We start from the raw sequence: 25235 nt of genomic DNA on the forward strand, positions 1-25235 counted from the left end.
CCATCGCACCGGTGGGACGGTCCGCGCGGAACGGTGCCCCTCACCTGGTGGCGTTCGTGAGGTGCCGGTCTACTGGATGGGCGGGCTGTAGGAGCCGACCATCTGGCGCAGCACCTCGTGCATGCGGGAGTCGGCGACCTCGTCGGCGTCCTCCGCCGAATCGAGTGGAATGGCTGCCCAGACCTGGGCCCGCCCCTCAGGGCCGCCATACGCCATATCCCAGACGTCCAGGCTCTCCGGGTCCTCGCCAGCCGTGGAGGACACCTGGTCCACCAGCAGCTGCGGACCGGAGGTGCCCTCGACCACCAGGGAGCGGAGATACGCGGTCTCGTCGCCGTGGGAGGGAGAGGGCTGGACCTCCTCGATCTCGATGACCTTGATCAGCTCCGTCTCACCGGCATCGGATCCCGAGCCGACGTCCATCAGGCCCCCGATCCGCTGACCGTCGGCGTCGAAGATCCGCAGAGTGCTCAAGCTGCGCTCACCCGGCTCGGCCTCCACCGAGAAAGAGGCCGGAACGCCGAAGGAGGCCACGCCCTCCGGCGGGCACAGCTTCCAGCCCTCAGACACCGAGATGTCGCCGAGTTGGCTGAACAGGCTCAGTTCCTCGTCCGGACCCGGCTCCATCTCCGGCACGTCGGCCTCGCCGGCAAGCGCCTCCACGCAGGAGAGGTGGTTCACGTCGGCGATTCTTCGTGGCGGTCCGTCGTAGTGGCCGAACTCCAGATCCTCACTCGGCAGCTCCTGGTCCAGGTCGATGGCGCCGGCCTCGGGGGTCTCGGTGGCCGAGGCGGTCGGTGAGCCTGAGGCGGACGAGGTCGGTGTCTCGGACGCGGACTCCGAGGGGCTCGCGGACTCGCTGGAGGTGGCCGAGGCGGTCGGTGATGCCGTGTCCGTCGGCGAGGCGGACTCGGCGGGCGCTGGATCTCCAGCGTCCACACATCCGGTCAACGCCAGCGCACTGGCGGACAGGGCCGCGGCTGCCGCGAAGGTCCGTCCGGGCCGGCGGAGGCGCTGCGAGCGGGTGGGCTGGTGGATGGGGTACTGCATGAGAAGGGTCCCTCCCTATACAGGTAGCGCGTTGAGGCCACCGTCTTCCACCCTAGGGAACCTCCGAGTGATGTCCACCACATCGCGGCAACGGCAGGGTATCGATGCGAACACGGACGTGTCACGGTCCGTGTTCGGACATCACGATCGGACCGGTCGGAAGGAGCTGACCATCTGCTGCAGCACCTCGTGCAGACGAGAGTCGATCACCTGGTCGGCATCCGCCGGAGAAGCCAGGGGGACAGCCGCCCAGACCAGAGCCCGGCGGCCCTCCTCCGAGATGGCCAGGTCCCACACATCCAGCGAGGCCGGGTCCTCGCCGAACGGCGCGGAGACCATGTCCACCAGCAGCTGGGGCCCGGACCGGGCCTGGACCACCAGGGTTCTCAGATAGGCGGTCTCGCCACCGTGCGCTGTGATGGAGGGCAGCCGCTGGATGTCCACCACGCGCAGCAGCCCGGTCTCGCGCGACGGGCTTCCGGCGCCCACGTCCTTCAGCCCGCCGATGAGGCGGCCGTTGCCGTCCAGCACCCGGATGTACACCCGATCGCCCTTGCCCATCTCCACCTCGGGCGTGAAGTGGGCAGGGACCGCGAACGAGGAGAGGGCCCCCGGGCTGCACAGCTTCCATCCCTCGGGCACCACGGTGGTCTCCGCGGCGGTCCACGGGCTCACGCCCTGATCCGGTTCACCCTCCCGCTCCGGGACCTGCTGGCCGTCCGCGAAGGCGTCCAGGCAGTCCTGGTGATGGACGTCGTCGAGCCGCCGGGGCTCGCCCTCATAGGTCTGCCTGGAGTGAGGATCCAAGTCGCCGGTCGGCAGCTCCTGCTCCAGGTCGATCCACCGGTCAGGGTCCACCGTCCCTGACGGACTCGGCGTCGACGGCGTGGAGGAGGAACTCGGGCTGGGATGGACCGGGGAGCTGGTCCGAGCGGGCTCCGGATCGGTGCCTGCGGCACATCCGGACATCCCGACGACGGCACTCAGGGTGAGCAGCCCGGTCGCCAGGGTGCGGGGTAGGGTCCGATGGGAGGCGGCTGAAGCAGCAGTGCGACGTGGGCTGTGCATGGGGATCCCTCCTGACGATCGCCCCCTCGGCGATCGTGTGACCAGCACCACTGTACGACGGGCTCAGCGCCAGCCCAGTTCCGTGGCCACGGCGTTCCACTGCCGGAACAGGTGGGCGTTGTACTCCACGCCCAGCTGGTTCGGATTGGCCATCAGCACCCAGTCGGCCTCCTGGACGGCCTCGTCCTCCCGCAGCATCTGGGCGACCTCCTCGGGAGTGCCGGAGTAGGTGGGTCCGGACCGGGCCCGGCCTCCCTCCAACATGCCGGCGGAGTCCTCTCGGCTGGAGCGTCCGCCGAAGTAGAGGCGATCGGTGTCGGTGACCACGGGGAAGACCGAGCGGGTCACCGCGGTCATGCCGCCGGTGGTGTGACCGGAGGCGGCGTAGGCCGCGCGGTACTGACGCAGCTGGTCTGCCTGCTGGATGTGGAAGGGGCGGCCGTCGTCCTGCAGCAACAGGGTGGAGGAGACCAGGTTGTAGCCCTGTTCACCGGCGCGGACACCGGAGGCGGTGTTGCCCGATCCCCACCACAGCCGGCCCAGCAGGCCGGGGGACTGGGGCTGGGTGGAGAGCCGGTCTGAGCCCGGCGGAGCCCAGCCGGAGTCCGGGTCGGCCTGGGCGATCCCCTCCCCGGAGAGTGCCTGGCGGATCCGCTGACCGCGTTCCTGGGCCAGATCAGACCAGCTCTGATCCGGCTGGAGGTCATAGCCGAACTGGTGCTGGCCGTCCCGTGCGGCCTCGGGGGATCCGCGGGAGATGCCCAGCTGCAGCCGTCCACCGGAGATCAGGTCTGTGGTGGCGGCCTCCTCGGCGAAGTAGAGCGGGTTCTCGTACCGCAGGTCGATCACCCCGGTGCCCAGCTGGATGTTCGAGGTGCGGGCTGCCATGGCGGCCAGCAGAGGGAACGGGGAGGAGATCATGTGCTGGAAGTGGTGTGAGCGGATCCAGGCCCCGTCCAGTCCGGCCTCCTCGGCGGCCACCGCCATCTCCACGGTCTGGGTCAGGGTGGCGGCGGGGTCCGGGGTGCGGGTCCCGGGAACGGCGCTCCAGTGGCCGAAGTTCAGGAATCCGATCCGCTTCACAGTGCTCATGTTCGGTGCAACGCCCCGTGGGTGAGAGTTCTTCCACAGTGCGGCCGATCGGGCGCTGAGATCCGTGCCGCTCTGAGAGAATGGACGGTGATGACCGCCGTGACTGACGCTTCCCAGACCACTCTCACGCGCCCCGGCTCCACCGCGCCCGGGCGCCTGAACCTGCCCCCGCTGAAGCTGGGGCCTCTGACCATCGACGTGCCCGTGGTGCTGGCCCCCATGGCCGGGATCACCAATACGGCCTTCCGCAGGCTCTGCCGCGAGTACGGCGGCGGGCTGTACGTCAATGAGATGGTGACCGCCCGTGCCCTGGTGGAACGCCGGCCGGAGTCGTTGCGCATCATCCACCACGACCCGGACGAGACCCCCCGCTCGGTCCAGCTCTACTCGGTGGACCCGGTCACCACCGGCCATGCCGTGCGCATGCTCGTTGAGGAGGACCGGACCGATCACATCGACCTGAACTTCGGCTGCCCGGTGCCCAAGGTGACCCGGCGCGGCGGGGGTTCTGCCCTGCCGTGGAAGTCGGAGCTGTTCGCCTCGATCATCGCCGCCACCGTGCGGGAGGCCTCCAAGAAGGACATCCCCGTCACGGTGAAGATGCGCCGCGGGATCGACGAGGACCACCTGACCTACCTGGACGCCGGACGCACCGCTCGGGACCTGGGGGTGGCCGCGGTGGCCCTGCACGGGCGCACCACCGAGCAGTTCTACTCCGGTCAGGCCGACTGGGACGCGATCGCCCGGCTGCGAGAGGCCCTGCCGGACATCCCGGTGCTGGGCAACGGGGACATCTGGTCCGCCGAGGACGCGATCGCCATGGTGGAGCGCACCGGCGTGGACGGCGTGGTGATCGGCCGCGGCTGCCAGGGCCGGCCCTGGCTGTTCGGGGACATCCAGGCCGCCTTCGAGGGCTCGGACCACCGCTTCCGTCCGGACCTGGGCCAGGTGGCCGACTCCTTCTACCGACACGCTGAGCTGCTGGTGGACACCTTCGGCGGCGACGAGGCCAAGGCCCTGAGGGACATCCGCAAGCATGTGGCCTGGTACTTCAAGGGCTATCAGGTGGGCGGTCAACTGCGCGCGGACCTCGCCCAGGTGATGGACCTGGCCCAGCTGCGTGACCTGCTGGCCCAGCTGGACCGGACTGCGCCGTACCCGGGACCCGACGCCGAAGGTCCGCGGGGCCGCGCCGGCGCCCCCAAGCGCCCACACCTGCCGGACGGCTGGCTGGCCTCACGAGAGCTGAACGAGGACCAGCGGGCGATGATCCAGGCGGCCGAGCTGGATGTCTCCGGTGGCTGATCAGGTGAGTGGCCGTCGTCGGGACGCACCGAGCGGCACCCGTGCTGGGCACCAGGGGGCGCTCTTCGGTCCGGAGGGGCGGCCGCCCTATGCGGGCCGGCCCACGGCCACGCCCGGCTACACCGAGTGGGACCGCCAGCGGTGGCTGCCCGAGCCGTCCAAGAGCTCCTATCGTTCGGACTTCGAACGGGACCGCGCGCGCGTGCTGCACTCCTCGGCTCTGCGCCGACTGGGGGCCAAGACCCAGGTGGTGGCGCCCGACGCCGACGACTTCGCCCGCACCCGGCTGACCCACTCGCTGGAGGTCGCCCAGGTGGGCCGTGAGCTCGGGCGCTCGTTGGGCTGCGACCCGGACGTAGTGGACACCGCCTGCCTCTCGCACGACCTCGGCCACCCGCCGTTCGGACACAACGGTGAGAAGGCGTTGGACGCGCTGTGCCAGGACATCGGCGGGTTCGAGGGCAACGCCCAGACCCTGCGCCTGCTGGCCCGGCTGGAGACCAAGAAGACGTTCGAGGACGGCCGCTCGGCGGGCCTGAACCTCACGCGCGCCTCGTTGGACGCCGCCTGCAAGTACCCCTGGACGCGTGACGAGGCGCCGCTGAAGCCCGACGGCTCGCGCAGCCGCAAGTTCGGTGTCTACACCGATGACCTGACCGTCTTCGAGTGGTTCCGGCACGGGGTGTCCGGGCGCCGCCGGTCTATGGAGGCCCAGGTGATGGACCTGGCCGATGACATCTCCTACTCGGTGCATGACGTGGAGGACGGGATCGTCAACGGGCAGTTCCAGCTGAACTGGCTCCGGGACCCCGCCCAGCGTGCCCGCGTGATCGAGTGCACCCAGCAGTGGTACCTGCCGCGCACCGAGGCCGAGGTGGTCGAGGAGGCATTGGCTCGGCTCGAGCAGACCCCCGTGTGGGTGGAGGAGGCCGATGGCTCCCGCCGCGCCGCCGCAGCCCTGAAGGACATGACCAGTCAGCTGATCGGTCGGTTCAGCACCGCAGCGTTCGACGCCACGCGCGAGGTGTTCGGCAACGAGCCGCTGACCCGGCACGACGCTGAGGTGATCGTCCCGCCGGACACCGAGGTGGAGATCGCCACCATGAAGGGGATCGCCGCGGCCTACGTGATGTCCGCCGAGGCCCGTCAGCCCCTCTACGCCCGGCAGCGCGAGATCCTCACCGAGCTGGTCCAGCTGCTGCTCTCCACCGAGGACCTCTACCTGGACCCCATGTTCGCCGCGGACTGGCGTGAGGCGCAGGACGACTCCGCTCGGCGCCGCGTGGTGATCGACCAGGTCGCCTCGCTGACCGACTCCACGGCGCTGGAGTGGCACGCCACCCTGGTGCGCGGCGAGCAGTTCCACCGCGTCTGGGTGTAGGACGCAGGTCCCTCACCCCCTCCGATCACGTGAACGATCCGGACAGGTTCCCTCGGCGCGTCTCGACCTCCGCCGTACACGTGATCAGGGGTGAGGGGTGGCCGGATCCACCAGGTCGGCCAGGGCGGGCAGGACGGTTCCCGCGGGGCCGGCCAGGTGCCAGGTCGCCGCGGAGCTGAACTCGGTGACCTCAGGATTGACCTCGACGACGGCCGCGCCGGCTCCCAGCGCCACGAACGGCAGCGAGGCCGCCGGCTGCACCACGGCCGAAGTGCCCACCACCACGGCCAGGTCGCACTGCTCCAGTGCCGTGTAGGCGCGCTCCAGGGCCTCACTGGGCAGCATCTCCCCGAACCAGACGATCCCTGGCCGCAGCAGTCCGTCCTGGCAGTGCCCGCACCGAGGAGGCGGCACGCGCATCAGCTGCTCCAGATCGTCCTCGTGGCCGGCCAGGGCCGCGCCGTCCTCGCGCGCTCCAGCCACCCCGGGATCATGCTCGGCGGGTTCGCCGCACTCGGCGCAGCGGTACTCGAACAGCGAGCCGTGCAGGTGCGAGAGCACCTCGGCTCCGCCGCGCTCGTGGAGATCGTCCACGTTCTGGGTCACCACCTGCAGGGAGCCGCCCTCACGAGCCAGGGCCCGCTGCCAGCGCCCCACTGCCTGATGACCAGGGTTCGGCGCGCAGGCCCGCACCATCCGCGCCCGCCACTGGTACCAGCTCCACACCAGGGCCGGGTCCGCCCACCAGGCGTCTTCGCTGGCCAGCTGCTCCGGGCTGAACCTCTCCCACAGGCCGGTCTGGGCGTCGCGGAAGGTGGGGACCCCTGACTCCGCGCTGATCCCGGCTCCGCTGAGCACCACCACCCGCCGGGCCGAGTGCACCGCCTCGGCGAGCTCTGCTGGGAGGTGCGGGGCCGTCGTCGGCACGTCCTGGTCTGACCGGTCTGATGTCATGGCTCCACCCTGGCACACTCCACTGGTTGGTGTACGTCCTATGTGCTGGACCGCGACCCTGTGACTGGCCTCACGCTCGTGCCGCCGTCACCCCCCTGTCCGGAAGAGCATCCGTATGTCCACAACACCTGCTGTGGCTCCTGCCGGCCGCACCTCGAACCTGATCCTGCGCGGTCGCGGCTGGGTCGCACCACTGTGCTGGCTGGCCGTGCTGATGGACGGCTTCGACGCCGTGGTCCTGGGCGCCATCATGCCCAAGCTGACCGAGGACCCCACCATGGGGATCGACAACGCCACCGGGACCGTGATCGCCACAGCAGGACTGGTCGGCATGATGATCGGCGCGCTCGGCATGGGCTGGGCCACGGACCGGTTCGGCCGGCGCAAGCTGCTGATCGGTGCGGTGATCGCCTTCTCCGTGCTCACCTTCGTCACCGGCTTCGCCCAGGACGGCTTCACGGTGGGCCTGCTGCGGTTCCTGGCCGGCGTGGGGCTGGGCGGCTGCCTGCCCACGGCCATCTCCATGGTCACCGAGTTCGCCGGCCATCGGAAGGGCTCCCACGCCACCACCCTGGTGATGACCGGCTACCACGTGGGCGCCGCGCTGACCGCGCTGTTGGCCATCTGGGCGGCCACCGCCACGGCCACCGGCTGGCGCGAGATGTTCTTCCTGGGTGGACTGCCCTCCCTGGTCCTGGTCCCGCTGATGTGGCTCTTCCTGCCGGAGTCGCCGGACTACCTGGCCTCCAAGGGGCGCGTGGCCGAGGCCAAGACCGTGGCCGAACACTACGGCGTGGACGTGGACGAGCACCCGGAGCGGGCCTTCGCCGACGCGCATCCGGAGCGAGTCGGAGACGGCCAGGGCGAGAAGCAGGGGGCGGCGCTGCTGCTCTCCGGTGGCTACCGCCGCAACACGGTGCTCGTCTGGATCGCCTCGTTCATGGGCCTGCTGCTGGTGTACGGCCTGAACACCTGGCTGCCGCAGATCATGCGCGCCGCAGACTACGATCTCGGCAACTCGCTGGGCTTCCTGGTGGTGCTCAACGCCGGTGCCGTGGCCGGTCTGCTGGTGGCCGGACGGGTGGGGGACCGGATCACCCCGCGCAACGCCGCGATCATCTGGTTCATCGGCTCGGCCGCCCTGCTGGCCGCCCTGGCGATCAAGATGCCGCTGCTGGGGATCTACATCATGGTCTTCATCACCGGCTGCTTCGAGTTCTCCGCCCAGAACCTGATCTACGCCTTCACCGCCACCAACTACCCGCCGAAGGTGCGCTGCACCGCCCTGGGCATGTCCGCCGGTGTGGGACGCCTGGGTGCGATCTCCGGCCCGATCGTGGGAGGCACCCTGCTCACCGCCGGACTGGCCTACCCGTGGGGCTTCTTCGCCTTCGCCGCGGTGGGCGCCCTGGGCGGTGTGGCGGCGTCCGCCCTGAAGACGGTGCGGCGGGACGAGCGGTCCCTGCAGGACCAGGCCGCCGGTCAGAACGGCTGACCTGCGGATTCCCGACGACGGCCGGTGCCTCCCAGCGCACGGCACCGGGAGCGCCCCGCCGGAGCGGCGGGGGTGACTCCTGCACAGCGGACCCAGGGCCCGGACTCATCCACGAGTCCGGGCCCTGGGCGTTCGTCGGGGCAGATCAGGCTCGGCGGCGGACCTAGACTCGGGGGCATGGCAGGTCTGATCAAACGCGAGGACATCGATCTGGTCCGGGAGCGCGCGGACCTGAAAGAGATCGTGGACGGCTACGTCACGCTCCGCACCGCCGGCGTGGGATCGTACAAGGGGCTGTGCCCCTTCCACGACGAACGCAGCCCCTCGTTCCACATCCGCCCATCGGTGGGCACCTACCACTGCTTCGGCTGCGGTGAGTCCGGGGACGTGATCTCCTTCGTGATGAAGATGGAGCACACCTCCTTCTCCGAGACGGTGGAGCGACTGGCCGCGCAGACCAACGTGGAACTGCACTATGAGGACGGCGGCACCGGCCCGGACAAGGACCAGGTGGGGCGGCGGCAGCGGCTGCTGGAGGCGCACAAGATCGCCGACGAGTTCTTCCAGGCCGGTCTGAAGGGGCCTGAGGCGGCCGTGGGACAGGAGTTCCTGCGCGAACGCGGATTCACCGCCGAGCACGCCGCCCACTTCGGTGTCGGCTTCGCGCCGAAGGGCTGGGACGGGCTGCTCAAGCATCTGCGCGGCAAGGGGTTCCGGGACGACGAGCTGAAGCTGACCGGACTGTTCTCCGAGGGCCAGCGCGGGATCTACGACCGGTTCCGCGGACGGCTGACCTGGCCCATCCGGGACATGACCGGATCCACCATCGGCTTCGGTGCGCGCAAGCTCTTCGAGGACGACCCCGGCCCCAAGTACCTGAACACCCCGGAGACCCAGCTCTACCGCAAGTCCCAGGTGCTCTACGGGATCGATCTGGCCAAACGGCAGATCGCCAAGAAGCGTCAGCTCGTGGTGGTGGAGGGGTACACGGATGTGATGGCCGCGCACCTGTCCGGGGTGGACACCGCCGTGGCCACCTGCGGCACGGCGTTCGGGGCCGACCACATCAAGATCGCCCGCCGGCTGATCTCGGATGACGGCACCGGGGGAGAGGTGGTGTTCACCTTCGACGGCGACGCCGCCGGTCAGAAGGCCGCCCTGCGTGCCTTCGAGGAGGACCACCGTTTCCTGGCCAAGACCTACGTGGCCGTGGAGCCCAGCGGCATGGACCCCTGTGACCTGCGTCAGCAGCAGGGCCCTGAAGCCGTGGTGGCCCTGATCGAGTCCCGCCGTCCGCTGTTCGAGTTCGCCATCCAGACGGGCATGAAGAACTTCGATCTGAACACCGTGGAAGGGCGTGCCGGGGCATTGCGGCACGCGGCACCCATCGTGGCGGGGATCCGCGACTCCGTGCTCCGGCCGGGATACGAACGCGAACTGGCTGGATGGCTGGGCATGGATCCCTCCATGGTGCACCGGGCCGTGCAGGACGCACTGCGAGCCGACCCCGCGCTGGGGCGCCATGGTCCGCAGACCCACCGGCCGTCGTCGGGGCAGTCTGGGGAGGGCCCCGGCCGGCCGGACCCCGCCCGAGGAGGAGGTCCGGACCGAGGCATGACCGGAGGGTCCGGCCCCAGCGCGGAGGAGCCCTCCCGCAGCCCGGCCACCCCGTTCAGGCCGGATCTGCGGGACCCGGCGGCGCGGATGGAGAAGGAGGCCCTGGAGGTGGTGCTGCAGCAGCCGACCATGCTCTCGGCCGAACAGTGGCAGTCCTTCTACGCTGCCCAGTTCAAGGTGCCGGCCTACGCTGCGGTGCACTCCGGGGTGATGGCGGCCGGCCGGGCAGGTGCCACTCCGGCCCACTGGGTGGAGCAGGTGCGCGAGGAGGTTCCGGCGGAGCTGGCCTCGCTGGTCTCCGAGCTGGCCGTGACGGCGCTGCCGGCGCGCACGGACGAGGACCTGGTCCGGTACTGCCGGGACATCATGAACCGGCTCTTCGAGCTGCAGATCACTCACCAGAAGGCCGAGCTGATGGGGCGGCTGCAGCGGATGGGACCCAGTGGGGACCCGGAGGAGTTCGCCTCCCTGAACCGCCAGCTGGTGGAGCTGGAGGTCACCCGCCGCTCCCTGCGCACTCGGGACTGAGCACAGGCCCGGCCACCGTCAGGGACGGGACCGGGCCTGTGGAGCTCTGGTCAGAGCGGTTCAGTCCAGATCAGACGGAACGGAGGATCAGGCAGCGGAGTCGCGGACCACGGAGCCGTCCTGGGCGTCGATGACGACCTCGTCGGAGTCCTTGCCGTCAGCGTCGTCGAAGTCGATCTCCCACACCAGGCGGTCGTCGTCCTCGTCCAGCTCGACATCGTCCACGGTCAGGCCTTCGGCGCGGCTCTCGAAGGCGCGCTTCAGGGCGGTCTCGGCGTCGACGGTGGCCTGCTGGGCCTTCTGGATGTCGTCGTCGTCGCTGTCCTGCTCGTCCTCGGTGACGGCACCGTCCAGGCCGACCTTCAGGTCCAGGACCTGCTCGCCGACGACCACGTCGATCTCGTAGTGCTCATCGCGATCGTCGCGGTCGATGCTGACGATGAAGCCGTCGGCATGCTCGGCGGTCACGGCGGCGATGGCGTCGAACACCGGGTCGTTGCCCCCGGCGTTGGGCTGCTGCTCATCGGCCGGAGTGCCGGACTCATCGGCCGCGGGGGTCGTGGACTCCGCCTCGGCCGGCGCCGACGTGGTGGCCTGCTCCGGGGTGGGGGTGGTGGCCGGGTCATCGGCGGCGGTGCTGCAGCCGGTCAGCAGGGCCAGGGCGAGCACCCCGGTGCCGGTGAACAGCAGCGGCTTGGCGGTCAGGGACTGGGTCGCGGTGTTCTTCGTCATGACCCCATCCTGCCCGTTGCGCATGAGCGTTCCATGAGAACGTGCAGCCGGCACCCAGGGGTCCGCCAGTCTCGATTTCATGCCACGGCCCGAAGGCTGGTACAGTCTCTTCTGCTGTCGATCCCCCGTAGCTCAATTGGCAGAGCATTCGACTGTTAATCGAAGGGTTGTTGGTTCGAGTCCAACCGGGGGAGCTCACCGTGGCCCTCATCCTGCACCGCAGGGTGGGGGCCACGACCGTTCCCGGACGCATCACGCTGACTGCATGCACGCAGACCGACCTGACCTGGCGCCGCGCAGGGGGCGCTGGCCAGGTGGCACCCGGGGGGAGGCGAACGCTCACCCTGCTGGCCGTCGTCGGGCTGTGTCTGGCCGGCCTCACCTCCTGCCGCACCGCCGAACCGGAGGTCTCCGGGCACTGCGCCGCCTTCGGTCTGGACGCCGCGGACCCGCGTGCCGATGCCGCACTGGACCGTTCGTCACCGGAGGTGCACCTGGCCGTCCGCCATCGTGAGGATGGCCTGCGCGGTCGGTTCCACCTGTTCACCGAGGGCATCGACTGGGAGCGTCCGGTCGGGCTGCTGGTTCGTCTGCACGGGGACGGGGCGGAGGAGTACACCGTCCCGGAGAGGCTGCTGACCTGCCTGGCCGCCGAGGCCGCCAGCCACAATCTGGTCCTGCTGACCCCGCTCACTCCGGACGGCTCCAACGAGCGGACCTGGTGGATGGAACTGGATCAGAACCGTGCCTGGCTGACCTCCCTGGTGCGCACCCAGGTCGAGCAGCTGGGTGTGGACCCCCAGCGCATCTGGTGGATGGGCTACTCAGGTGGGGCCGAGATGCTCTCCTACGGGATCCTGCCCGAGGACCCTGAGCTGGTCACCGGCGGGGCCGTGCTGCTCGGCGGTGGGGGAGATCCAGGATGGACCACGACGACGGCCCCGGCCTCGGTGCGTGAGGGTGCCTGTCTGCAATGGATCGTGGGCGAGGAGGACGATGGCTCCCGCCCGGGACAGGAGTTCGACGCGCTGGCCGCGTCCCGGGACGGCGCCTCCCGGTATCGGCGCCTCGGATTCGCCCAGGTCGGCCTGGAGGTGGTTCCCGGGGAGGACCACCTCTCCCTGCCCCAGTCGGGGTGGATGGACCGCCTCCTGCAGCAGGGATGCCCGTTGGTCTGAGGCCAGCGTGGAGGCCGAGATCGTGGACACGCCCGGTGCGGCTGGCTAAGGCGTCTCCTGCACCGGCTCCTCTCATGAAGTCAATGCCTGTCACCGCCGGGGCAGTGGGTCCAGATGGGTGTTGAGATCCTTCTGCTCCGCTCCCCGGTCATCCCGCCAGGCAACATGCGGGGTGCCAGAACGGGTGCATGCACTCTGGGGGGAGTGGTGTCGTTGACGACGCCTGAACACGGGGATCTGACGGCTGCGGACCGGGACACGGTCACCGAGCTGAGCGCGCTGCCTGGGGGGTGGAGCGCAGAGCAGGACCATCCGGACCTGGCCGTCTATGCCGTGGAGCGCCCTCCGCGGGTCCGCACTCTCGTGGACATCTTCCAGGAGACCTGCCAGCACCATCCGGAGACCGTCGCCATCCAGGGCGAGGACGACGAGATCACCTATCAGGAGCTCGAGGAACTCGTGGACATCCAGGCTCAGCGGCTCTGAGACCCGGGCATCGGGCGGGGTGACTGGGTGGGCATCCGGGTCCCTTCGGGGACCACCGACCTGTACGTGGCCATCCTCGCCACCCTGGCCGCCGGTGCGGCCTACGTGCCGGTGGACGCGGACGATCCGGACTCTCGAGCGCAGACGGTCTGGTCGGAGGCTCAGGTGGCGGCCGTCTTCGGGCCGGGGCTCTCATTGAGCTCGGGCACCGCCGAGCCCCAGGGCGACCCGGGGCCACCGAGCTCCACGGACGATGCGTGGATCATCTTCACCTCCGGCTCGACCGGCACGCCCAAGTGCGCGGCGGTCTCTCACCGCAGCGCAGCGGCCCTGGTGGATGCAGAAGCACTCATGTACCTGCGCCACCGGCCCCCTGGGTCCGGACGACCGGGTGATGGCTGGACTCTCTGTGGCCTTCGATGCCTCCTGTGAGGAGATGTGGCTGGCCTGGCGGCACGGTGCCACCCTGGTGGCTGCCGCCCGGGAGTTCGTGCGCTCCGGTGAGGACCTGGGACGCTGGATCGTGCAGGAGCGGATCACCGCAGTCTCCACCGTCCCCACGCTGGCCTCCCTCTGGCCCTCCGAGTCGCTGAGCGCCGTCCGTCTGCTGATCTTCGGCGGCGAGGCGTGTCCGATGTCCCTGGTTCAGCGCTTGGCGCATCCGGGCCGCGAGGTGTGGAACACGTACGGGCCCACTGAGACGACGGTGATCGCCTCGGGGCAGCTGCTCAGCGTGGAGCCGCCGATCCGGATCGGTCGGCCTGTTCCCGGGTGGCGACTGGCTGTGGTGGATCCGGACGGGGTCCCGGTGCGCTGGGGTGACACCGGAGAGCTGGTGATCGCCGGTGTGGGCCTGGGACGCTACCTGGACCAGGCCAAGGACGCTGAGAAGTTCGCTCCGCTGCCCCGGGAACCCGGTGCGCCATGTCACGCAGGATCAGCTGCCGGACGTGGACGTCAGGCACGCCCGGCATGCCCGGTATCCCCGGCATCGTGCTGGGAGTCGGGCATGAACGCCACGGAGCCGCGGATCCCGGCGCCCATCCCCATCCCCGCCCAGCAGGTTCCCGAGGGAGATCTGCCGCCGGGTGACCGTCCGCGGCCCGGCCGCCGGCCCCCACGCGTCGCGTGGACCGGAGAGGGAGAGCCCACCGACTCAGAGCAGATCACGACGTCGGCTCCCTTGCGCAGGCGTCGGCGGGCCGGCTGGGGCGGTGGTGCAGTCCTGAACATTCCCACGCGCGATGGCAGCCGGACTCGACGTCGCATCACCGGTGTCGATGCGGCTCGGGGGGCTGCGCTGATCGGCATGGTGGCGGTCCACACTCTCCCCGAGGCTGACCCGGTGACCGGAGCTCCCACCTTGTCGTGGCTGCTCTTCGGCGGCCACGCCTCTGCCCTCTTCGCGGTGCTTGCCGGTGTGGCCGTGGCCTTCATGATGGGTGCCCGCCGTCCGAAGACATGTCGGAGGCTGCTGCTGCGTGCGCGCGTCGGCCTGCTGGTGCGGGCGCTGCTGCTGCTGGTGTGGGGGCTGGGGCTGAACGCGCTTCCTCTGCCTGTCTACGACATCCTCCCGTACTACGCTGTCCTGTTCCTGTTCGCGCTGCCGTTCACGGGGCTGCGGATGAGGCACCTGATCGCGGCAGCTGTCGTCTTCGCGGTGCTGGGACCTTGGGCGCGGCACCTGGCGTTGCAGACCTTCGGGGCGGCGACGCTGTCGAATCCGACGCTGGTTGACCTCGTCCTGGATCCGGCGGGACTGCTGCTCTCGTTGCTGCTAACGGGCGTGTATCCGGCGGTGACCTGGATGGCCTTCATCCTGCTGGGGATGGCCCTGGGGCGGATGATGCTGCAACGTCGCTCTGTCCAGCTGGGTCTGTTGGGAACCGGCGGACTCCTGATGCTGCTCGGCAACGGGATCTCGTGGCTGGCTGTCCACGCGTGGGGCGGGTCGGGGCGGATCGTCTCGGAGAGTCACGGTGCCACAGCAGACAGTGTCCGGCGGGCCATGCTGTTCGGGGGAGACCCTGCTCTGCCGTCGGATTCCCCGTGGTGGCAGCTGGTGGTCGGACCCCACTCCAACACCACGCTGTCCTGGGCCGCCAGTGCGGGAATGGCGCTGGTGGTCGTGGGCGGGGCCCTGTGGGTCTCGCGCAGTGCAGGCCAGCTGCTCTGGCCCCTGGCCTCTCTGGGCAGCATGACCCTCACCGGCTACACCATCCACTTGGTGGTGCTGGCCTCCGTGCACGTGGACCACCACCCCTGGCTCTGGTTCTGGGGGCAAGTGGTGCTCGGCATCCTGCTGGCCATGGCCTGGCAGCGGGCGGTCGGCCGCGGACCGATCGAGGCTGCCGTCAGCAGGCTGTCTCGGCTGGGGGCAGCAGTGCTGGTCCGGCCGGAAGGGCGGCGGTCGAGAAGCTGAGCAGTGGTAGTTTGGACATGTCTGTGTGATCATCACACGACACCACACCCCACCAGACCACCGAGGGAAGGCACGAACCGATGGCCCTGCAGGGTTCCCCCAGAGTTTCGGACCAGACTCGTTCGAGCTCGTTGACCGATCTCGCCTCCACCGGGCTGCGGCTCGTCCCCAAGCAGCTCAAGGACGAGCTGACCATGGCCAAGAGCCAGCTGACCAAGAAGGGTGTGACCATCGGGATCGGCGCGGGCATCGCGATCGTCGGCCTGGCCTTCCTCTTCGTGATGGTCGTGGCCCTGATCGTGGCGCTCATCGGCGGCCTGGCCCAGGAGCAGCCCATCTGGTTCTGGGCCCTGATGGTGGCCGCCGGCGCCCTGGTGCTGGCCCTGATCTTCCTCCTCATCGGAGCGCTGCGCATCAAGGCGGCCATGCCTCTGGTCCCGGCGGAGACCGTCCGCGGCTTCAAGCACGATCTCGGCTACCTCAAGGAGGGCAACGCCTTCAACCCGGCCGAGTTCGATCGGCAGGAGGCCCAGCGCGCCGAGGACAAGAAGGCGGCCCAGGCCCGCGAGGCCGAGCGGCGGAAGCAGGCCGAGAAGGAGAACCAGGAGGCCGTCAAGCGCGGCGAGGCCCCCAAACACCACGAGAGCTCCGAGCCCTCCTACGACGAGCTGCGCCGCCGCACCCAGCTGCGCCGCCAGCACCTGGGCGACATCCGCTCCGGCCTGGAGGAGAAGACCGACGTCAAGTCTCAGGTCAACGCCTTCACCTCCCAGCTGGGCCGTCCGCGCCGCTACGGCGCCGTCCAGGCGGGGGACCCCACGGCTCCCACCGCCCCGTACAGCACCGGCGCGCGTGCCGGCGAGAAGGTCAACGAGGCCGGCGACTACGTCAAGGAACGGTGGCAGCCGCTGGCCCTGCTCGGCGCCTCCACCACCGCCCTGGCCGTCTTCGCCCGCCAGCTGGGCAAGAAGTAAGCACGCCGAGCACATGGACAGCGGCGCCTTGGTCTCTGACCGGGGCGCCGCCGTCGTCTCAGGGGACGAGAACACCGGGGAGGAGGCCTCCGATGCGACTGATGGGAGCGGGGACCCGCGAGGACATCGAGTACGTGGTCACCGACCGGTTCTGGACGGTCCCCAACATCATCACGCTCGTCCGCTTCTGCCTGGTGCCGGTCTTCGTGGCCCTGGTGGCCGGCGAGGAGAACCTCGAGGCGTTCATCGTGCTGGCGGTGCTCTCCAGCACGGACTGGGTGGACGGGTACATCGCCCGGCGCTTCAACCAGATCTCCACGGTGGGGCAGTGGCTGGACCCGCTCGCCGATCGGCTCTCCCTGATGGTCGTGGCGGTCACGCTCGTGGTCAGCGGGATCGCCCCCTGGTGGCTGGCCCTGGCCCTGATCGTCCCGGACCTGATCCTGGCGGGCACCTCGCTGGCGCTGTTCGGCGGCAGCCCGAAGCTGCAGGTCAGTGCGATCGGCAAGATCCGCACCGCCCTGCTCCTGGCCGGCACCCCGGCGCTGCTGCTCTCCCGCGTCCCCGGGCCGGACCAGCAGCTGGTGGAGACGATCGCCCTGTGCCTGCTCATCCCGGGGTGCCTGGGGCACCTGTGGGCCTCGGGCGACTACCTGGCACAGTGCGTGGCCAAGCACCGCAGGCTGCGCCGGGCCGGACTGGACCCCCGGGACCGGGCCGGCTGGAGCAACGCATGAAGTGGATCTCCGTGGCCGCGGCCCTGGCCGGTGCGATCTGTCTGGCCCTGGGATCGGAACGGCAGTCGGTGGGCGTACGGGCCCATGCGGCGGAGATCCGCCTGCATCCGAGGGGCTATCTGCGGCTGCTGGGGTCCTGGCCGTGGCTGCTCGGCGGGCTGCTGATGCTGGCCGGAATCGCCCTGAACGTCTACGCCCTGGCCACTGCTCCGCTGACCGTGGTGCAGCCGATCGGCGCGCTGGCCGTGGTCATCACCACGCTCCTGCACGCGCGCACCCAGCGGGTGCGTCCCAGCAGCACCACCGTCAAGGCCATCTCGGCCTGTGTGCTCGGATCGGCCGGTTTCGTCCTGGTGGCCATCCTCGCCACCCAGGAGAACCCGGCACCCACCCGGAGTCAAGAGGTGGTGACGGCCTGGATCGCGGCGGCGGCCACCGCCCTGTTCGCCCTGCTGGCTCTGGCGCTGCGGCGCCGTCCCAGTGCGTTCGTCTACATCCTCGGCGCCGGCGTGCTGTTCGGGTTCGTGGCGGTCTGCGTGCGCCTGGCCTCCATCCACATCCTGCGGGGGGACACCGGTGGCGTGCTGGGCCTGGGGGTTCCGTGGTTCGAAGTGGCGATCCTGGTCGCCTCGGTTGGCCTGGGCGTCTACTTCGTGCAGAGTGCCTACCAGCATGGTCCGCCGGATCTGGTGGTGGCCGGACTGACGGTGATCGACCCGATGGTGGGCGTGCTGGTGGGCATCCTGGTCCTGGGCGAGCTGGAGCCGGGGCTGCCGGTCTGGGTGGGTCTGTGCATGGTGGCGGCCGGTGCCGTTGCTACCCTGGGGGTGGTCGCGCTGTCTCGTCACCACCCGGATGTGGTGGCTCGCCGGGAGGCGGCGGCAGCGGCCGCGGGGGGAACCGCAGGAGCGTCTTGATCGATCGCGCAGAGCGATCCGGCGGACGGTCACGTGTGCCGAGCCGGTGTGGGCCGGCCTGACGCCCCCTGATGAACCTGACACGAACCCTGGACAGGAGTCGCCACCTCGTGCCGACACAGACGCAACGCCCGATGACCGTGCTGATCGCGGCCGACACCTACCCGCCGGATGTCAACGGAGCCGCGGTGTTCTGCCACCGTCTGGCTCGAGCGCTGCACCAGCGCGGTCATGACGTCCATGTGGTCGCCGCCCGGAACGACGCTGGTCCGGATTCGGTGGAGCGGACCGAGGAGGCCACCGTCCACCGTCTTCAGTCGGTGCCGGCACCCACGCATGAGTACTACCGGCTGGTCTTCCCCTGGCACGCCAACCGCTCGATCGGACGGCTGCTGGATGAGCTGCGGCCGGACGTGGTGCATGTCCAGTGTCACTACATGATCGGCGAGGCCGCCATCAATGAGGCTGAACGGCGGCGCATCCGCACCATCGCCACCAACCACTTCATGCCGGAGAACCTGGAGCCCTTCCTGCCCTTCCCGCAGTGGTTCCGGGACATCGTCTCGAGGACCTCCTGGCGGGACATGGGGCGGCTGATGGGCAAGGCCGCCGCGGTGACCACTCCCACGGGGCTGGCTGCGCGCACCATGTCCGAGCACGCCGGCCTGGACCATGTGCTGCCGATCTCCAACGGCATCGACTCCTCCGCGTACGAACAGGCACCGGGGGAGACCGTGGAGAAGGCCGACCACCCGGTCGTGCTGTTCGTGGGCCGTCTGGCGGTGGAGAAGAACATCGACGTGCTCATCCGTGCGCTGGCGCTGATGGACCCGGCCCTGAACGCCCATCTGGAGATCGTGGGCGACGGCGAACAGCGCACCGTGCTGCGCGAGCTGGTCGCCGAGCTCGGAATGAGTGAGCGGGTGACCTTCCACGGTCACGTCACGGACGCACAGCTGCACCGCCTGTATCTGCACGCCGACCTGTTCTGCCAGCCGGGCACCGCCGAGTTGCAGTCGTTGGTCTCCCTAGAGGCGATGAGCGCGTCCAAGCCCGTGGTGCTGGCCGACGCGCTGGCTCTGCCCCACCTGGTGGAGGACGGGGAGAACGGTTACCTGTTCGCTCCCGGCGACGCACAGGATCTGGCGGAGAAGCTCAGCGCCGTTCTCAGCGCATCTCCAGCAGACCGGGAGCGGATGGGCGAGGCATCCCACGCCCGGGCCGTCCAGCACTCCCAGGAGAAGACGGTCTCCCTGTTCGAACAGCTCTACCGGGGTGCCTCGCCTGAGCAGATCCATGCCCAGCTCTGAGCCGGACCGAGCTGTCGGTTCCAGCCCGACGGCGGCCGGCCAGTAGAGTGGTCAGGCGACGGCACGCGGTGGGGCACCACCCCCCCGCCGCAGCACGGGGCGTTAGCTCAGTTGGTCAGAGCAGAGGACTCATAATCCTTGGGTCGCGGGTTCAAGTCCCGCACGCCCTACCCCTGGACGAGGCGAAGCCTCCACCACGACGACGGTCCCCGACCGGGCGAGATGCCTGGTCGGGGACCGTCGTCGTCTGCTTGTTCCCTGTGCGGGAAGGACTCAGTTGTAGCGTGCAGCGGTGCCCAACATGTTGTTGGGGCTGTAGTACAGGTCCGTGATGCGCACACCGGTGGTGGGGTTGCGGGCGTGGGCGATCTTGCCGTTGCCCACGTAGATCGCCACGTGGTGGATCCCGGAGGCGGAGCCGTTGTTGGACCAGAACACCAGGTCGCCGACCTGGATGTTGCTCAGGGAGACGATCTGATCGGCGGAGGTGTACTGGTAACGGCTGGTGCGGGGCAGGGTCTGGCCGCCGGCCTCGAAGGCGGCCTTGGTGAACCCGGAGCAGTCGTAGCCGGTGGGGCCGTTGCCGCCCCAGACGTAGCGAACGTTGGGGTCGTTGGCCTTGTTGATGGCCCAGCTCGCGGCGGTGGCCTTCCACGAGGACGAGGTGGATCCTGCGCGGATGATGGGCGCCGGTGCCGTCGCTGTGGATCCGGTGGTGAGGTAGGCGGTGCTCACCCAGCCGGTGCGGCCGTTGACGGTGATCTGTGTCCAGTAGGCGGTCTTGGTGCCAGTGGTGGACACGGTGGTGCCCTGTGCCAGGACGGAGATCACGGAGTAGGAGGTGCTGGGACCGGTGCGGAAGTTCAGGCCGCTGGTGGTCCGGGCCGTGCCGGCCGTTCCCGTGCTCGGTGCGGGCGCGGTCGAGGTGGCGCTGGTCAGGTAGTAGGAGCTGACCCACCCGGTGCGACCGGCTGCGGTGACCTGGACCCAGGACCCGCTGGCGGAGCCGGTTCGAGTGACCGTGGTGCCGGGAGACAACACGGAGATCACCGAGTCGGACATGCTCGGTCCGCTGCGGAAGTTCAGGTAGGTGGTGGTGGAGGCGGTTCCAGTGGGGCTGGCCGTCACGGAGACCGGAGCTGCCACCGCTCCGGTGGAGGTGGCGACGGCGCCGCCGAAGAGGACGCCGGTGCTCAGGACTCCGGCGGCGAGGCGCTGCTGCATGCGCTTCTTGGCGGCGGCTCGTTCGGCGATGCGGCGCTGGCGGCGAGTGGTGTAAGACATAGGGGAACTCTCAGGTGCGGGGGACAGGGCACGACACCCGTCTCGACGCGAACGTCCGGGGGATGACGAGTGCCATGGTTCTGCGGCGAGGCAGATGTGGAAGAGCTGTTGAACAACCTCGCCGGTGACTAATGTACCCCGTCGTTATCGAAACGTCACTAAATGTCGTGAGATGCGTCACTCCGGTGCTCGTACTGTGACGTAAGCGGGCGTCGGAGACATGCGAACGGCCCCCTCCTGGCCCGGGTCAGGAGGGGGCCGTTCCTGTGCTTCGGTGATGGGTCAGCGGTGGCGGGCGGCGGTGCCCAGCATGTTCTTCGGGCTGTAGTGGAGGTTGGTGACACTCACGCCAGAGATGGGGTTGCGGGCGTGGGCGATCTTGCCGTTGCCCACGTAGATCGCCACGTGGTAGATCCCGGAGGCGGAGCCGTTGTTGGACCAGAACACCAGGTCGCCGACCTGGATGTTGCGCAGAGAGACGAACTGGTCTGCGCTGGTGTACTGAGTACGGCTGGAGCGCGGCAGGCTCTTCCCGGCGGCCGCGTAGGCGGCCTGGGTGAAGCCGGAGCAGTCGTAGCCGGTGGGGCCGGTGCCGCCCCACACATAGCGCACCGAGCGGTTGTTGGCCTTGTTGATGGCCCAGGAGCTGGCGGTGGCCTTCCAGGACGCTGAGGTGGACGAGGTGCGCACCAGGGGAGTGGCCGTGGTGCCGCGCAGGAAACGGGAGCTGACCCAGCCGGTCCGGCCGTCGACCTTGACCTGGGTCCAGGCGCCGCGCACCGCCCCGGTCTTCGTGACGGTCTTGCCGCGGTGGAGCTTGCCGATCACCCGGTAGCCGGTGCTGGGGCCGCTGCGGAAGTTGACGTTGGCCACGGTCTTCGTGGTGCCCTTGGAGCCCGTTGAGGTGCTCCGGGCGGTCGTCAGGTAGGCGGAGCTGACCCAGCCGGTCCGGCCGGAGACCCGAACCTGGGTCCACCCTCCGCGCACGATGCCGGTCTTGGTGACCGTGGCGCCGCGGGCTAGGACGCGTACCACCCGGTAGCCGGTGCTGGGGCCGCTGCGCATGTTGACGGCGCTGGTGGTCGATGCGGTGCCCGTGGGGCTGGCCACGACGGCGACGGGTGCGGCCAGGGCTTCGGGGGAGGTGGCGATGGTGCCGCCGAGGAGCACTCCTGCGCTCAGTGCGCCGGCGGCGAGGCGCTGGTGCAGGCGCTTCCTGGTGGCGGCCCGTTCGGCGAGGCGGCGCTGACGTCGGGTGGTGTAGGGCATGACAGGACTCTCAGGTGCGGGGATGGAACAGGCACGCGCCGGGGGTGTCGTCCGGCGGGCAGATGACGGAGAGGCGGTGCGCTGGCCCGGGCGAGAACCGTCGACAGGCCATCCGTTATCAAATCTACACATTCGTTATGGCAACTTCACTTGTGCGTGACCATGATCACGAGGGAGCAGGGCTGCTGATAGCACCAGGGCGAGGCGCGCCCCGTGGCCGGACGCCGATTCGTCCGCCGGACCGGGCCGGTAGCGTAGCTGGCATGTCCACCGCTGCTCGCGCCGCCTCCGCGCGCCCTGGCCCTCCCGACTCGGGGACACGGTCTTCGCTCCGGCTGTTCATGGATGCCCGGTACACCCGCACGGACTTCCATGACGGCATCTCCCGCTACGGAGCCAGTCTGATCGCCGCCGTGGCGCCCCTGGCCGAGGTCACGATGGTGATCTCGGACGAAGACCAGCTGCGCATGCTTCCCCCGCGCATCCCCTGGATCAAGGTCAGCGCTCCCACCTCCGCCGCCGAGCCGTTCCTGGCCCACCAGCTCAATCCACACCGACCAGACGTGGTCTTCAGTCCGATGCAGACCTTCGGGTCAGCGGGCCGCGACTACGGGCTGATCCTGACCCTGCACGACCTGATCTACTACCAGCACCGCACCCCACCGCGGGATCTGCCGGAACCGGTCCGGCTGCTCTGGCGTGCCTTCCACCTGGCCTATTGGCCGCAGCGTCTGGTCCTGGACCGTGCCGATGCCGTGGCCACGGTCTCGAGGACGAGCCAGCGGCTGATGCGTCGGCACCGGCTGACCCGGCGGGAGATCCGGGTGATCGGCAACGCCCCACAGTCTGTGGATCAGCCGCGCGATCCGCGCACGGTGCCCGAGCGCTCGCTCGTCTACATGGGCTCGTTCATGGACTACAAGAACGTGGAGGACCTGGTCCGCGGGATGGCGTCCCTGCCCGACTACACCCTGCATCTGCTCTCTCGGATCACTCCGGCCAGGGAGGCCGAGCTGAGGTTTCTGGCGCAGGCCGCCGGGGCCGGGCAGCAGAGGGTCGTCTTCCACCGTGGTGTCACGGATGAGACCTATGTGCAGCTGCTGCGCCGGGCCACGGCCCTGGTCACACTCTCCCGGTCCGAGGGGTATGGCCTGCCTGTGGCCGAGGCGATGTCCCAGGGGACACCGGTGATCCTCTCGGATCTGGAGATCTTCCGCGAGATCGGAGGTTCGGACCGCCAGGCGGCCCGCTACGTCGGCTTGGACGGGGATCCGGCGCGGGGCTGGCCCGCGAAGGTCCGTGAACTCGAGGACCCCGCGGTGTTCGCCGCGGCCTCGTCAGCCGCTGTGGCCCAGGCCGGCACCTTCAGCTGGGACTCCTCAGCCCGGGCGCTGGTCAGGCTGGCCGAGGACATCGCCGTGCGCCGGGGGCGCCGCAGGAGACCGTCGCGCTGAGTCAGGTCCCCGATCGCGGATCTCCCTCCAGCGGCCACAGCACCGACGGGCCAGACCAGCCCAGCAGCAGCGCCGGATCCAGATAGCGGTCACGCAGCGTGGAGCCCACCGTCCATCCGTCGTGAATGCGGACGCCCCAGTGGATGCAGGGCACCTCGCAGTGGGCGACGGAACCGTCCACCGTCCCCAGGGGATCTCCGGCGACCACCCGGTCGCCCACCGCCAGCTCCGTCTCGATCGGCTCGAAGGAGCTCAGCGTGCCGCCGGGGTGAGCGAGCGTGAGGACGGGCCGATCCACCACGATGCCCACGAACCGGACCACGCCGGGAGCCGGTGCCCTGACCTGACCGTCCAGGGTGGACAGGTCCACGCCACGGTGGCCCGTGGACCAGGGCCGAGGCGGCGGGTCGAAGGGGAGCACCAGGTCTTCGGGGCCCGTGCCGGCCGGTGGGATCCAGGCGCCCGTCGGCATCGGCGAGGCCGCAGGACGACCGGCCCGGGGTCCGTGGGCGGGGGAGGCGCCAGCCGAGGCTGACCCGATGCCCATGAGGGCCATGCCGAACATCAGCGTCAGGGCGAGGCATCGCCGAGCAGTCGTCCGTGTCATGCCCCCAGCATCGGACACCCTTCACGCCGTGGGGACCGGCCGTCGTCGGGATGTGGACCGCCGTGGCGGGCCGGCTCACTGTGCAGGAGCGCAGACCACCATGGGGTAAGATCTCTCCAGCAGGTGTGTGCCTTGAGCCCACGTCTGACTACGCGCATGACTGTGCCGGCTCGCCAGAGCACGGCAGATCCCCTCCGTCGGTCCCGCTCCGGTCGATCTCTGATCCTGACCGGTCCGGGTTGTGGTGGGGAGGCCGGGTCCGCCCGCAGCCCATGCCAGGGGCCAGTCCGCCAGGACCAGGCCGTCAACCGCCAACCACCATCGGCAGTGGGACAGGGTCGAGCCCGCCACTGCCACAGAAGGAGAGTCATGCCTGTCGTGACCATGCGCCAGCTGCTGGACTCCGGTGTCCACTTCGGCCACCAGACCCGCCGCTGGAACCCCAAGATGAAGCGCTTCATCTTCACCGAGCGCAACGGCATCTACATCATCGATCTGCAGCAGTCGCTGTCGTTCATCGACCGCGCCTACGAGTTCGTCAAGGAGACCGTCGCCCACGGCGGAACCATCCTCTTCGTCGGCACCAAGAAGCAGGCCCAGGAGGCCATCGCCGAGCAGGCCACCCGCGTGGGCATGCCCTACGTGAACCACCGCTGGCTGGGCGGCATGCTGACCAACTTCTCGACCGTCGCCAAGCGCGTGCAGCGCATGAAGGAGCTCGAGGAGATCGACTTCGAGGACGTCGCCGGCTCCAGCCACACCAAGAAGGAGCTGCTGCTGCTGCGTCGGGAGCTGACCAAGCTCGAGTCCAACCTGGGCGGTATCCGCAACATGACCAAGACCCCCTCGGCGGTCTGGATCGTGGACACCAAGAAGGAGCACCTCGCCGTGGACGAGGCCCAGAAGCTGGGCATCCCCGTGGTGGCCATCCTGGACACCAACTGCGATCCCGATGAGGTCACCTACCCGATCCCGGGCAACGACGACGCCATCCGCTCCGTCAACCTGCTGACCCGCGTGGTCGCCGACGCCGTGGCCGAGGGCCTGATGGCACGTAACCAGGGCAAGTCCGGCGGCGCCGCCGCGGAGGAGCCCATGGCCGAGTGGGAGCGCGAGCTGCTCGAGCAGCACAACGCCCAGCAGGCCGAGAAGTCCGAGACCGCTGAGGCCCCCGCCGAGCAGGCCACCGAGGCAGAGCAGACTGAGGCTCCCGCCGCAGAGACACCTGCTGCTGAGGCTCCTGCCGCCGAGGCTGACGCCCAGTGACACACCGGTCGGCCGGCCCCCAGTGGGCCGGCCGACCGTCTCACCGGGCCTGAGGGCCCGGCCTGACTGCAACAAGACCACAGCACCACCCGGGACGAACTCCCCACAA

At 69.7% G+C, this 25235-nt stretch carries 19 protein-coding genes, 2 tRNA genes and 2 pseudogenes; 15 read left to right on the forward strand and 8 right to left on the reverse strand.

Annotation, left to right across the window (positions count from 1 at the left end; translation table 11 throughout):
- Positions 1–69: 69 nt before the first annotated feature.
- From ACEXHE_RS00080 to ACEXHE_RS00090, 3 genes are all read right to left on the reverse strand, one after another.
- On the reverse strand, positions 70–1050 hold the full coding sequence (locus ACEXHE_RS00080; RefSeq protein WP_374784297.1) for a hypothetical protein: 981 nt from the start codon (positions 1048–1050) through the stop codon (positions 70–72).
- Between the two features lie 141 nt (positions 1051–1191).
- Positions 1192–1908, reverse strand: coding sequence for a hypothetical protein (locus ACEXHE_RS00085; RefSeq protein ID WP_374784298.1), 717 nt, complete (start codon positions 1906–1908; stop codon positions 1192–1194).
- A gap of 273 nt (positions 1909–2181) precedes the next feature.
- Positions 2182–3210 carry an LLM class flavin-dependent oxidoreductase gene (locus ACEXHE_RS00090; protein ID WP_374784299.1) on the reverse strand — a complete coding sequence of 343 codons (1029 nt, stop codon included), beginning with the start codon at positions 3208–3210 and terminating at the stop codon, positions 2182–2184.
- Positions 3211–3300: 90 nt separating this feature from the next.
- Here ACEXHE_RS00090 and dusB point away from each other — a divergent pair, with 90 nt between their 5' ends.
- Both dusB and ACEXHE_RS00100 read left to right on the forward strand, forming a co-directional pair.
- Positions 3301–4515 carry a tRNA dihydrouridine synthase DusB gene (dusB, locus tag ACEXHE_RS00095; protein WP_277245573.1) on the forward strand — a complete coding sequence of 405 codons (1215 nt, stop codon included), beginning with the start codon at positions 3301–3303 and terminating at the stop codon, positions 4513–4515.
- A complete protein-coding gene (locus ACEXHE_RS00100; RefSeq protein WP_374784300.1) occupies positions 4508–5896 on the forward strand; it encodes a deoxyguanosinetriphosphate triphosphohydrolase in 1389 nt (462 codons plus the stop codon). Before dusB ends, ACEXHE_RS00100 begins: the two co-directional genes overlap by 8 nt.
- 84 nt (positions 5897–5980) lie before the next feature.
- Here the strand turns inward: ACEXHE_RS00100 and ACEXHE_RS00105 are convergent, their stop codons facing one another.
- Positions 5981–6850, reverse strand: a complete 870-nt coding sequence (locus tag ACEXHE_RS00105; RefSeq protein ID WP_374784301.1) for an NAD-dependent deacylase — start codon at positions 6848–6850, stop codon at positions 5981–5983.
- Between the two features lie 115 nt (positions 6851–6965).
- On the opposite strand from ACEXHE_RS00105, the gene ACEXHE_RS00110 reads away from it, so the two are divergent.
- Positions 6966–8345 carry an MFS transporter gene (locus ACEXHE_RS00110; RefSeq protein ID WP_374784302.1) on the forward strand — a complete coding sequence of 460 codons (1380 nt, stop codon included), beginning with the start codon at positions 6966–6968 and terminating at the stop codon, positions 8343–8345.
- A 177-nt stretch (positions 8346–8522) separates the two neighbouring features.
- Positions 8523–10490, forward strand: coding sequence for a DNA primase (gene dnaG, locus ACEXHE_RS00115; protein WP_374784303.1), 1968 nt, complete (start codon positions 8523–8525; stop codon positions 10488–10490).
- Between the two features lie 87 nt (positions 10491–10577).
- Here the strand turns inward: dnaG and ACEXHE_RS00120 are convergent, their stop codons facing one another.
- Positions 10578–11222, reverse strand: coding sequence for a PepSY domain-containing protein (locus ACEXHE_RS00120; protein WP_374784304.1), 645 nt, complete (start codon positions 11220–11222; stop codon positions 10578–10580).
- 121 nt (positions 11223–11343) lie between these two features.
- On the opposite strand from ACEXHE_RS00120, the gene ACEXHE_RS00125 reads away from it, so the two are divergent.
- The 9 genes and pseudogenes from ACEXHE_RS00125 to ACEXHE_RS00165 all read left to right on the forward strand — a co-directional run bounded on the left by ACEXHE_RS00125 (position 11344) and on the right by ACEXHE_RS00165 (position 19416).
- Positions 11344–11416, forward strand: a tRNA-Asn gene (locus ACEXHE_RS00125).
- Positions 11417–11422: 6 nt separating this feature from the next.
- Entirely contained in the window at positions 11423–12400 is a 978-nt protein-coding gene (locus tag ACEXHE_RS00130) for a hypothetical protein (protein WP_374784305.1), read from the forward strand.
- A 363-nt stretch (positions 12401–12763) separates the two neighbouring features.
- A pseudogene (locus ACEXHE_RS00135) lies at positions 12764–13793 on the forward strand (AMP-binding protein); the annotation flags it as partial.
- A 369-nt stretch (positions 13794–14162) separates the two neighbouring features.
- Positions 14163–15308 (forward strand): annotated as a pseudogene (locus ACEXHE_RS00140) (heparan-alpha-glucosaminide N-acetyltransferase domain-containing protein); the annotation flags it as partial.
- A gap of 131 nt (positions 15309–15439) precedes the next feature.
- Positions 15440–16282: a phage holin family protein gene (locus ACEXHE_RS00145; protein WP_374784306.1), complete on the forward strand. Its 843-nt coding sequence runs from the start codon at positions 15440–15442 to the stop codon at positions 16280–16282.
- Between the two features lie 92 nt (positions 16283–16374).
- On the forward strand, positions 16375–17019 hold the full coding sequence (locus ACEXHE_RS00150; RefSeq protein WP_374784307.1) for a CDP-alcohol phosphatidyltransferase family protein: 645 nt from the start codon (positions 16375–16377) through the stop codon (positions 17017–17019).
- A complete protein-coding gene (locus tag ACEXHE_RS00155; protein WP_374784308.1) occupies positions 17016–17936 on the forward strand; it encodes a DMT family transporter in 921 nt (306 codons plus the stop codon). The genes ACEXHE_RS00150 and ACEXHE_RS00155 overlap by 4 nt, the downstream gene beginning before the upstream one ends.
- Before the next feature lie 71 nt (positions 17937–18007).
- Positions 18008–19246, forward strand: coding sequence for a glycosyltransferase (locus ACEXHE_RS00160; RefSeq protein WP_374784309.1), 1239 nt, complete (start codon positions 18008–18010; stop codon positions 19244–19246).
- A gap of 96 nt (positions 19247–19342) precedes the next feature.
- Positions 19343–19416 (forward strand) — tRNA-Ile (locus tag ACEXHE_RS00165).
- Between the two features lie 103 nt (positions 19417–19519).
- Here the strand turns inward: ACEXHE_RS00165 and ACEXHE_RS00170 are convergent.
- Both ACEXHE_RS00170 and ACEXHE_RS00175 read right to left on the reverse strand, forming a co-directional pair.
- Positions 19520–20530, reverse strand: a complete 1011-nt coding sequence (locus tag ACEXHE_RS00170; RefSeq protein ID WP_374784310.1) for an SH3 domain-containing protein — start codon at positions 20528–20530, stop codon at positions 19520–19522.
- 282 nt (positions 20531–20812) lie between these two features.
- On the reverse strand, positions 20813–21799 hold the full coding sequence (locus ACEXHE_RS00175; protein WP_374784311.1) for an SH3 domain-containing protein: 987 nt from the start codon (positions 21797–21799) through the stop codon (positions 20813–20815).
- Between the two features lie 341 nt (positions 21800–22140).
- Between ACEXHE_RS00175 and ACEXHE_RS00180 the strand changes: the two genes are divergently transcribed.
- Positions 22141–23253, forward strand: a complete 1113-nt coding sequence (locus tag ACEXHE_RS00180) for a glycosyltransferase (protein ID WP_374784825.1) — start codon at positions 22141–22143, stop codon at positions 23251–23253.
- A gap of 1 nt (position 23254) precedes the next feature.
- On the opposite strand, the gene ACEXHE_RS00185 is transcribed toward ACEXHE_RS00180, so the two are convergent.
- Positions 23255–23860 (reverse strand): peptidoglycan DD-metalloendopeptidase family protein, encoded by a 606-nt coding sequence (locus tag ACEXHE_RS00185; protein WP_374784312.1) that lies wholly within the window; start codon positions 23858–23860, stop codon positions 23255–23257.
- 369 nt (positions 23861–24229) lie between these two features.
- Between ACEXHE_RS00185 and rpsB the strand changes: the two genes are divergently transcribed.
- Positions 24230–25126: a 30S ribosomal protein S2 gene (gene rpsB / locus ACEXHE_RS00190; RefSeq protein ID WP_374784313.1), complete on the forward strand. Its 897-nt coding sequence runs from the start codon at positions 24230–24232 to the stop codon at positions 25124–25126.
- The last annotated feature ends 109 nt before the right edge of the window (positions 25127–25235 follow it).

This window comes from Micrococcus sp. IITD107 (assembly GCF_041927415.1).
Lineage (GTDB): Bacteria > Actinomycetota > Actinomycetes > Actinomycetales > Micrococcaceae > Citricoccus > Citricoccus terreus.

Excerpts from the sequence above, each read along its gene's own strand:
- ACEXHE_RS00080 (WP_374784297.1), bottom strand. The coding sequence starts at position 1,050 with ATGCAGTACCCCATCCACCAGCCCACCCGCTCGCAGCGCCTCCGCCGG.
- ACEXHE_RS00090 (WP_374784299.1), bottom strand. The coding sequence starts at position 3,210 with ATGAGCACTGTGAAGCGGATCGGATTCCTGAACTTCGGCCACTGGAGC.
- dusB (WP_277245573.1), top strand. The coding sequence starts at position 3,301 with ATGACCGCCGTGACTGACGCTTCCCAGACCACTCTCACGCGCCCCGGC.
- ACEXHE_RS00105 (WP_374784301.1), bottom strand. The coding sequence starts at position 6,850 with ATGACATCAGACCGGTCAGACCAGGACGTGCCGACGACGGCCCCGCAC.
- ACEXHE_RS00110 (WP_374784302.1), top strand. The coding sequence starts at position 6,966 with ATGTCCACAACACCTGCTGTGGCTCCTGCCGGCCGCACCTCGAACCTG.
- dnaG (WP_374784303.1), top strand. The coding sequence starts at position 8,523 with ATGGCAGGTCTGATCAAACGCGAGGACATCGATCTGGTCCGGGAGCGC.
- ACEXHE_RS00120 (WP_374784304.1), bottom strand. The coding sequence starts at position 11,222 with ATGACGAAGAACACCGCGACCCAGTCCCTGACCGCCAAGCCGCTGCTG.
- ACEXHE_RS00150 (WP_374784307.1), top strand. The coding sequence starts at position 16,375 with ATGCGACTGATGGGAGCGGGGACCCGCGAGGACATCGAGTACGTGGTC.
- ACEXHE_RS00155 (WP_374784308.1), top strand. The coding sequence starts at position 17,016 with ATGAAGTGGATCTCCGTGGCCGCGGCCCTGGCCGGTGCGATCTGTCTG.
- ACEXHE_RS00160 (WP_374784309.1), top strand. The coding sequence starts at position 18,008 with ATGAACCTGACACGAACCCTGGACAGGAGTCGCCACCTCGTGCCGACA.
- ACEXHE_RS00170 (WP_374784310.1), bottom strand. The coding sequence starts at position 20,530 with ATGTCTTACACCACTCGCCGCCAGCGCCGCATCGCCGAACGAGCCGCC.
- ACEXHE_RS00175 (WP_374784311.1), bottom strand. The coding sequence starts at position 21,799 with ATGCCCTACACCACCCGACGTCAGCGCCGCCTCGCCGAACGGGCCGCC.
- ACEXHE_RS00180 (WP_374784825.1), top strand. The coding sequence starts at position 22,141 with ATGGATGCCCGGTACACCCGCACGGACTTCCATGACGGCATCTCCCGC.
- ACEXHE_RS00185 (WP_374784312.1), bottom strand. The coding sequence starts at position 23,860 with ATGACACGGACGACTGCTCGGCGATGCCTCGCCCTGACGCTGATGTTC.
- rpsB (WP_374784313.1), top strand. The coding sequence starts at position 24,230 with ATGCCTGTCGTGACCATGCGCCAGCTGCTGGACTCCGGTGTCCACTTC.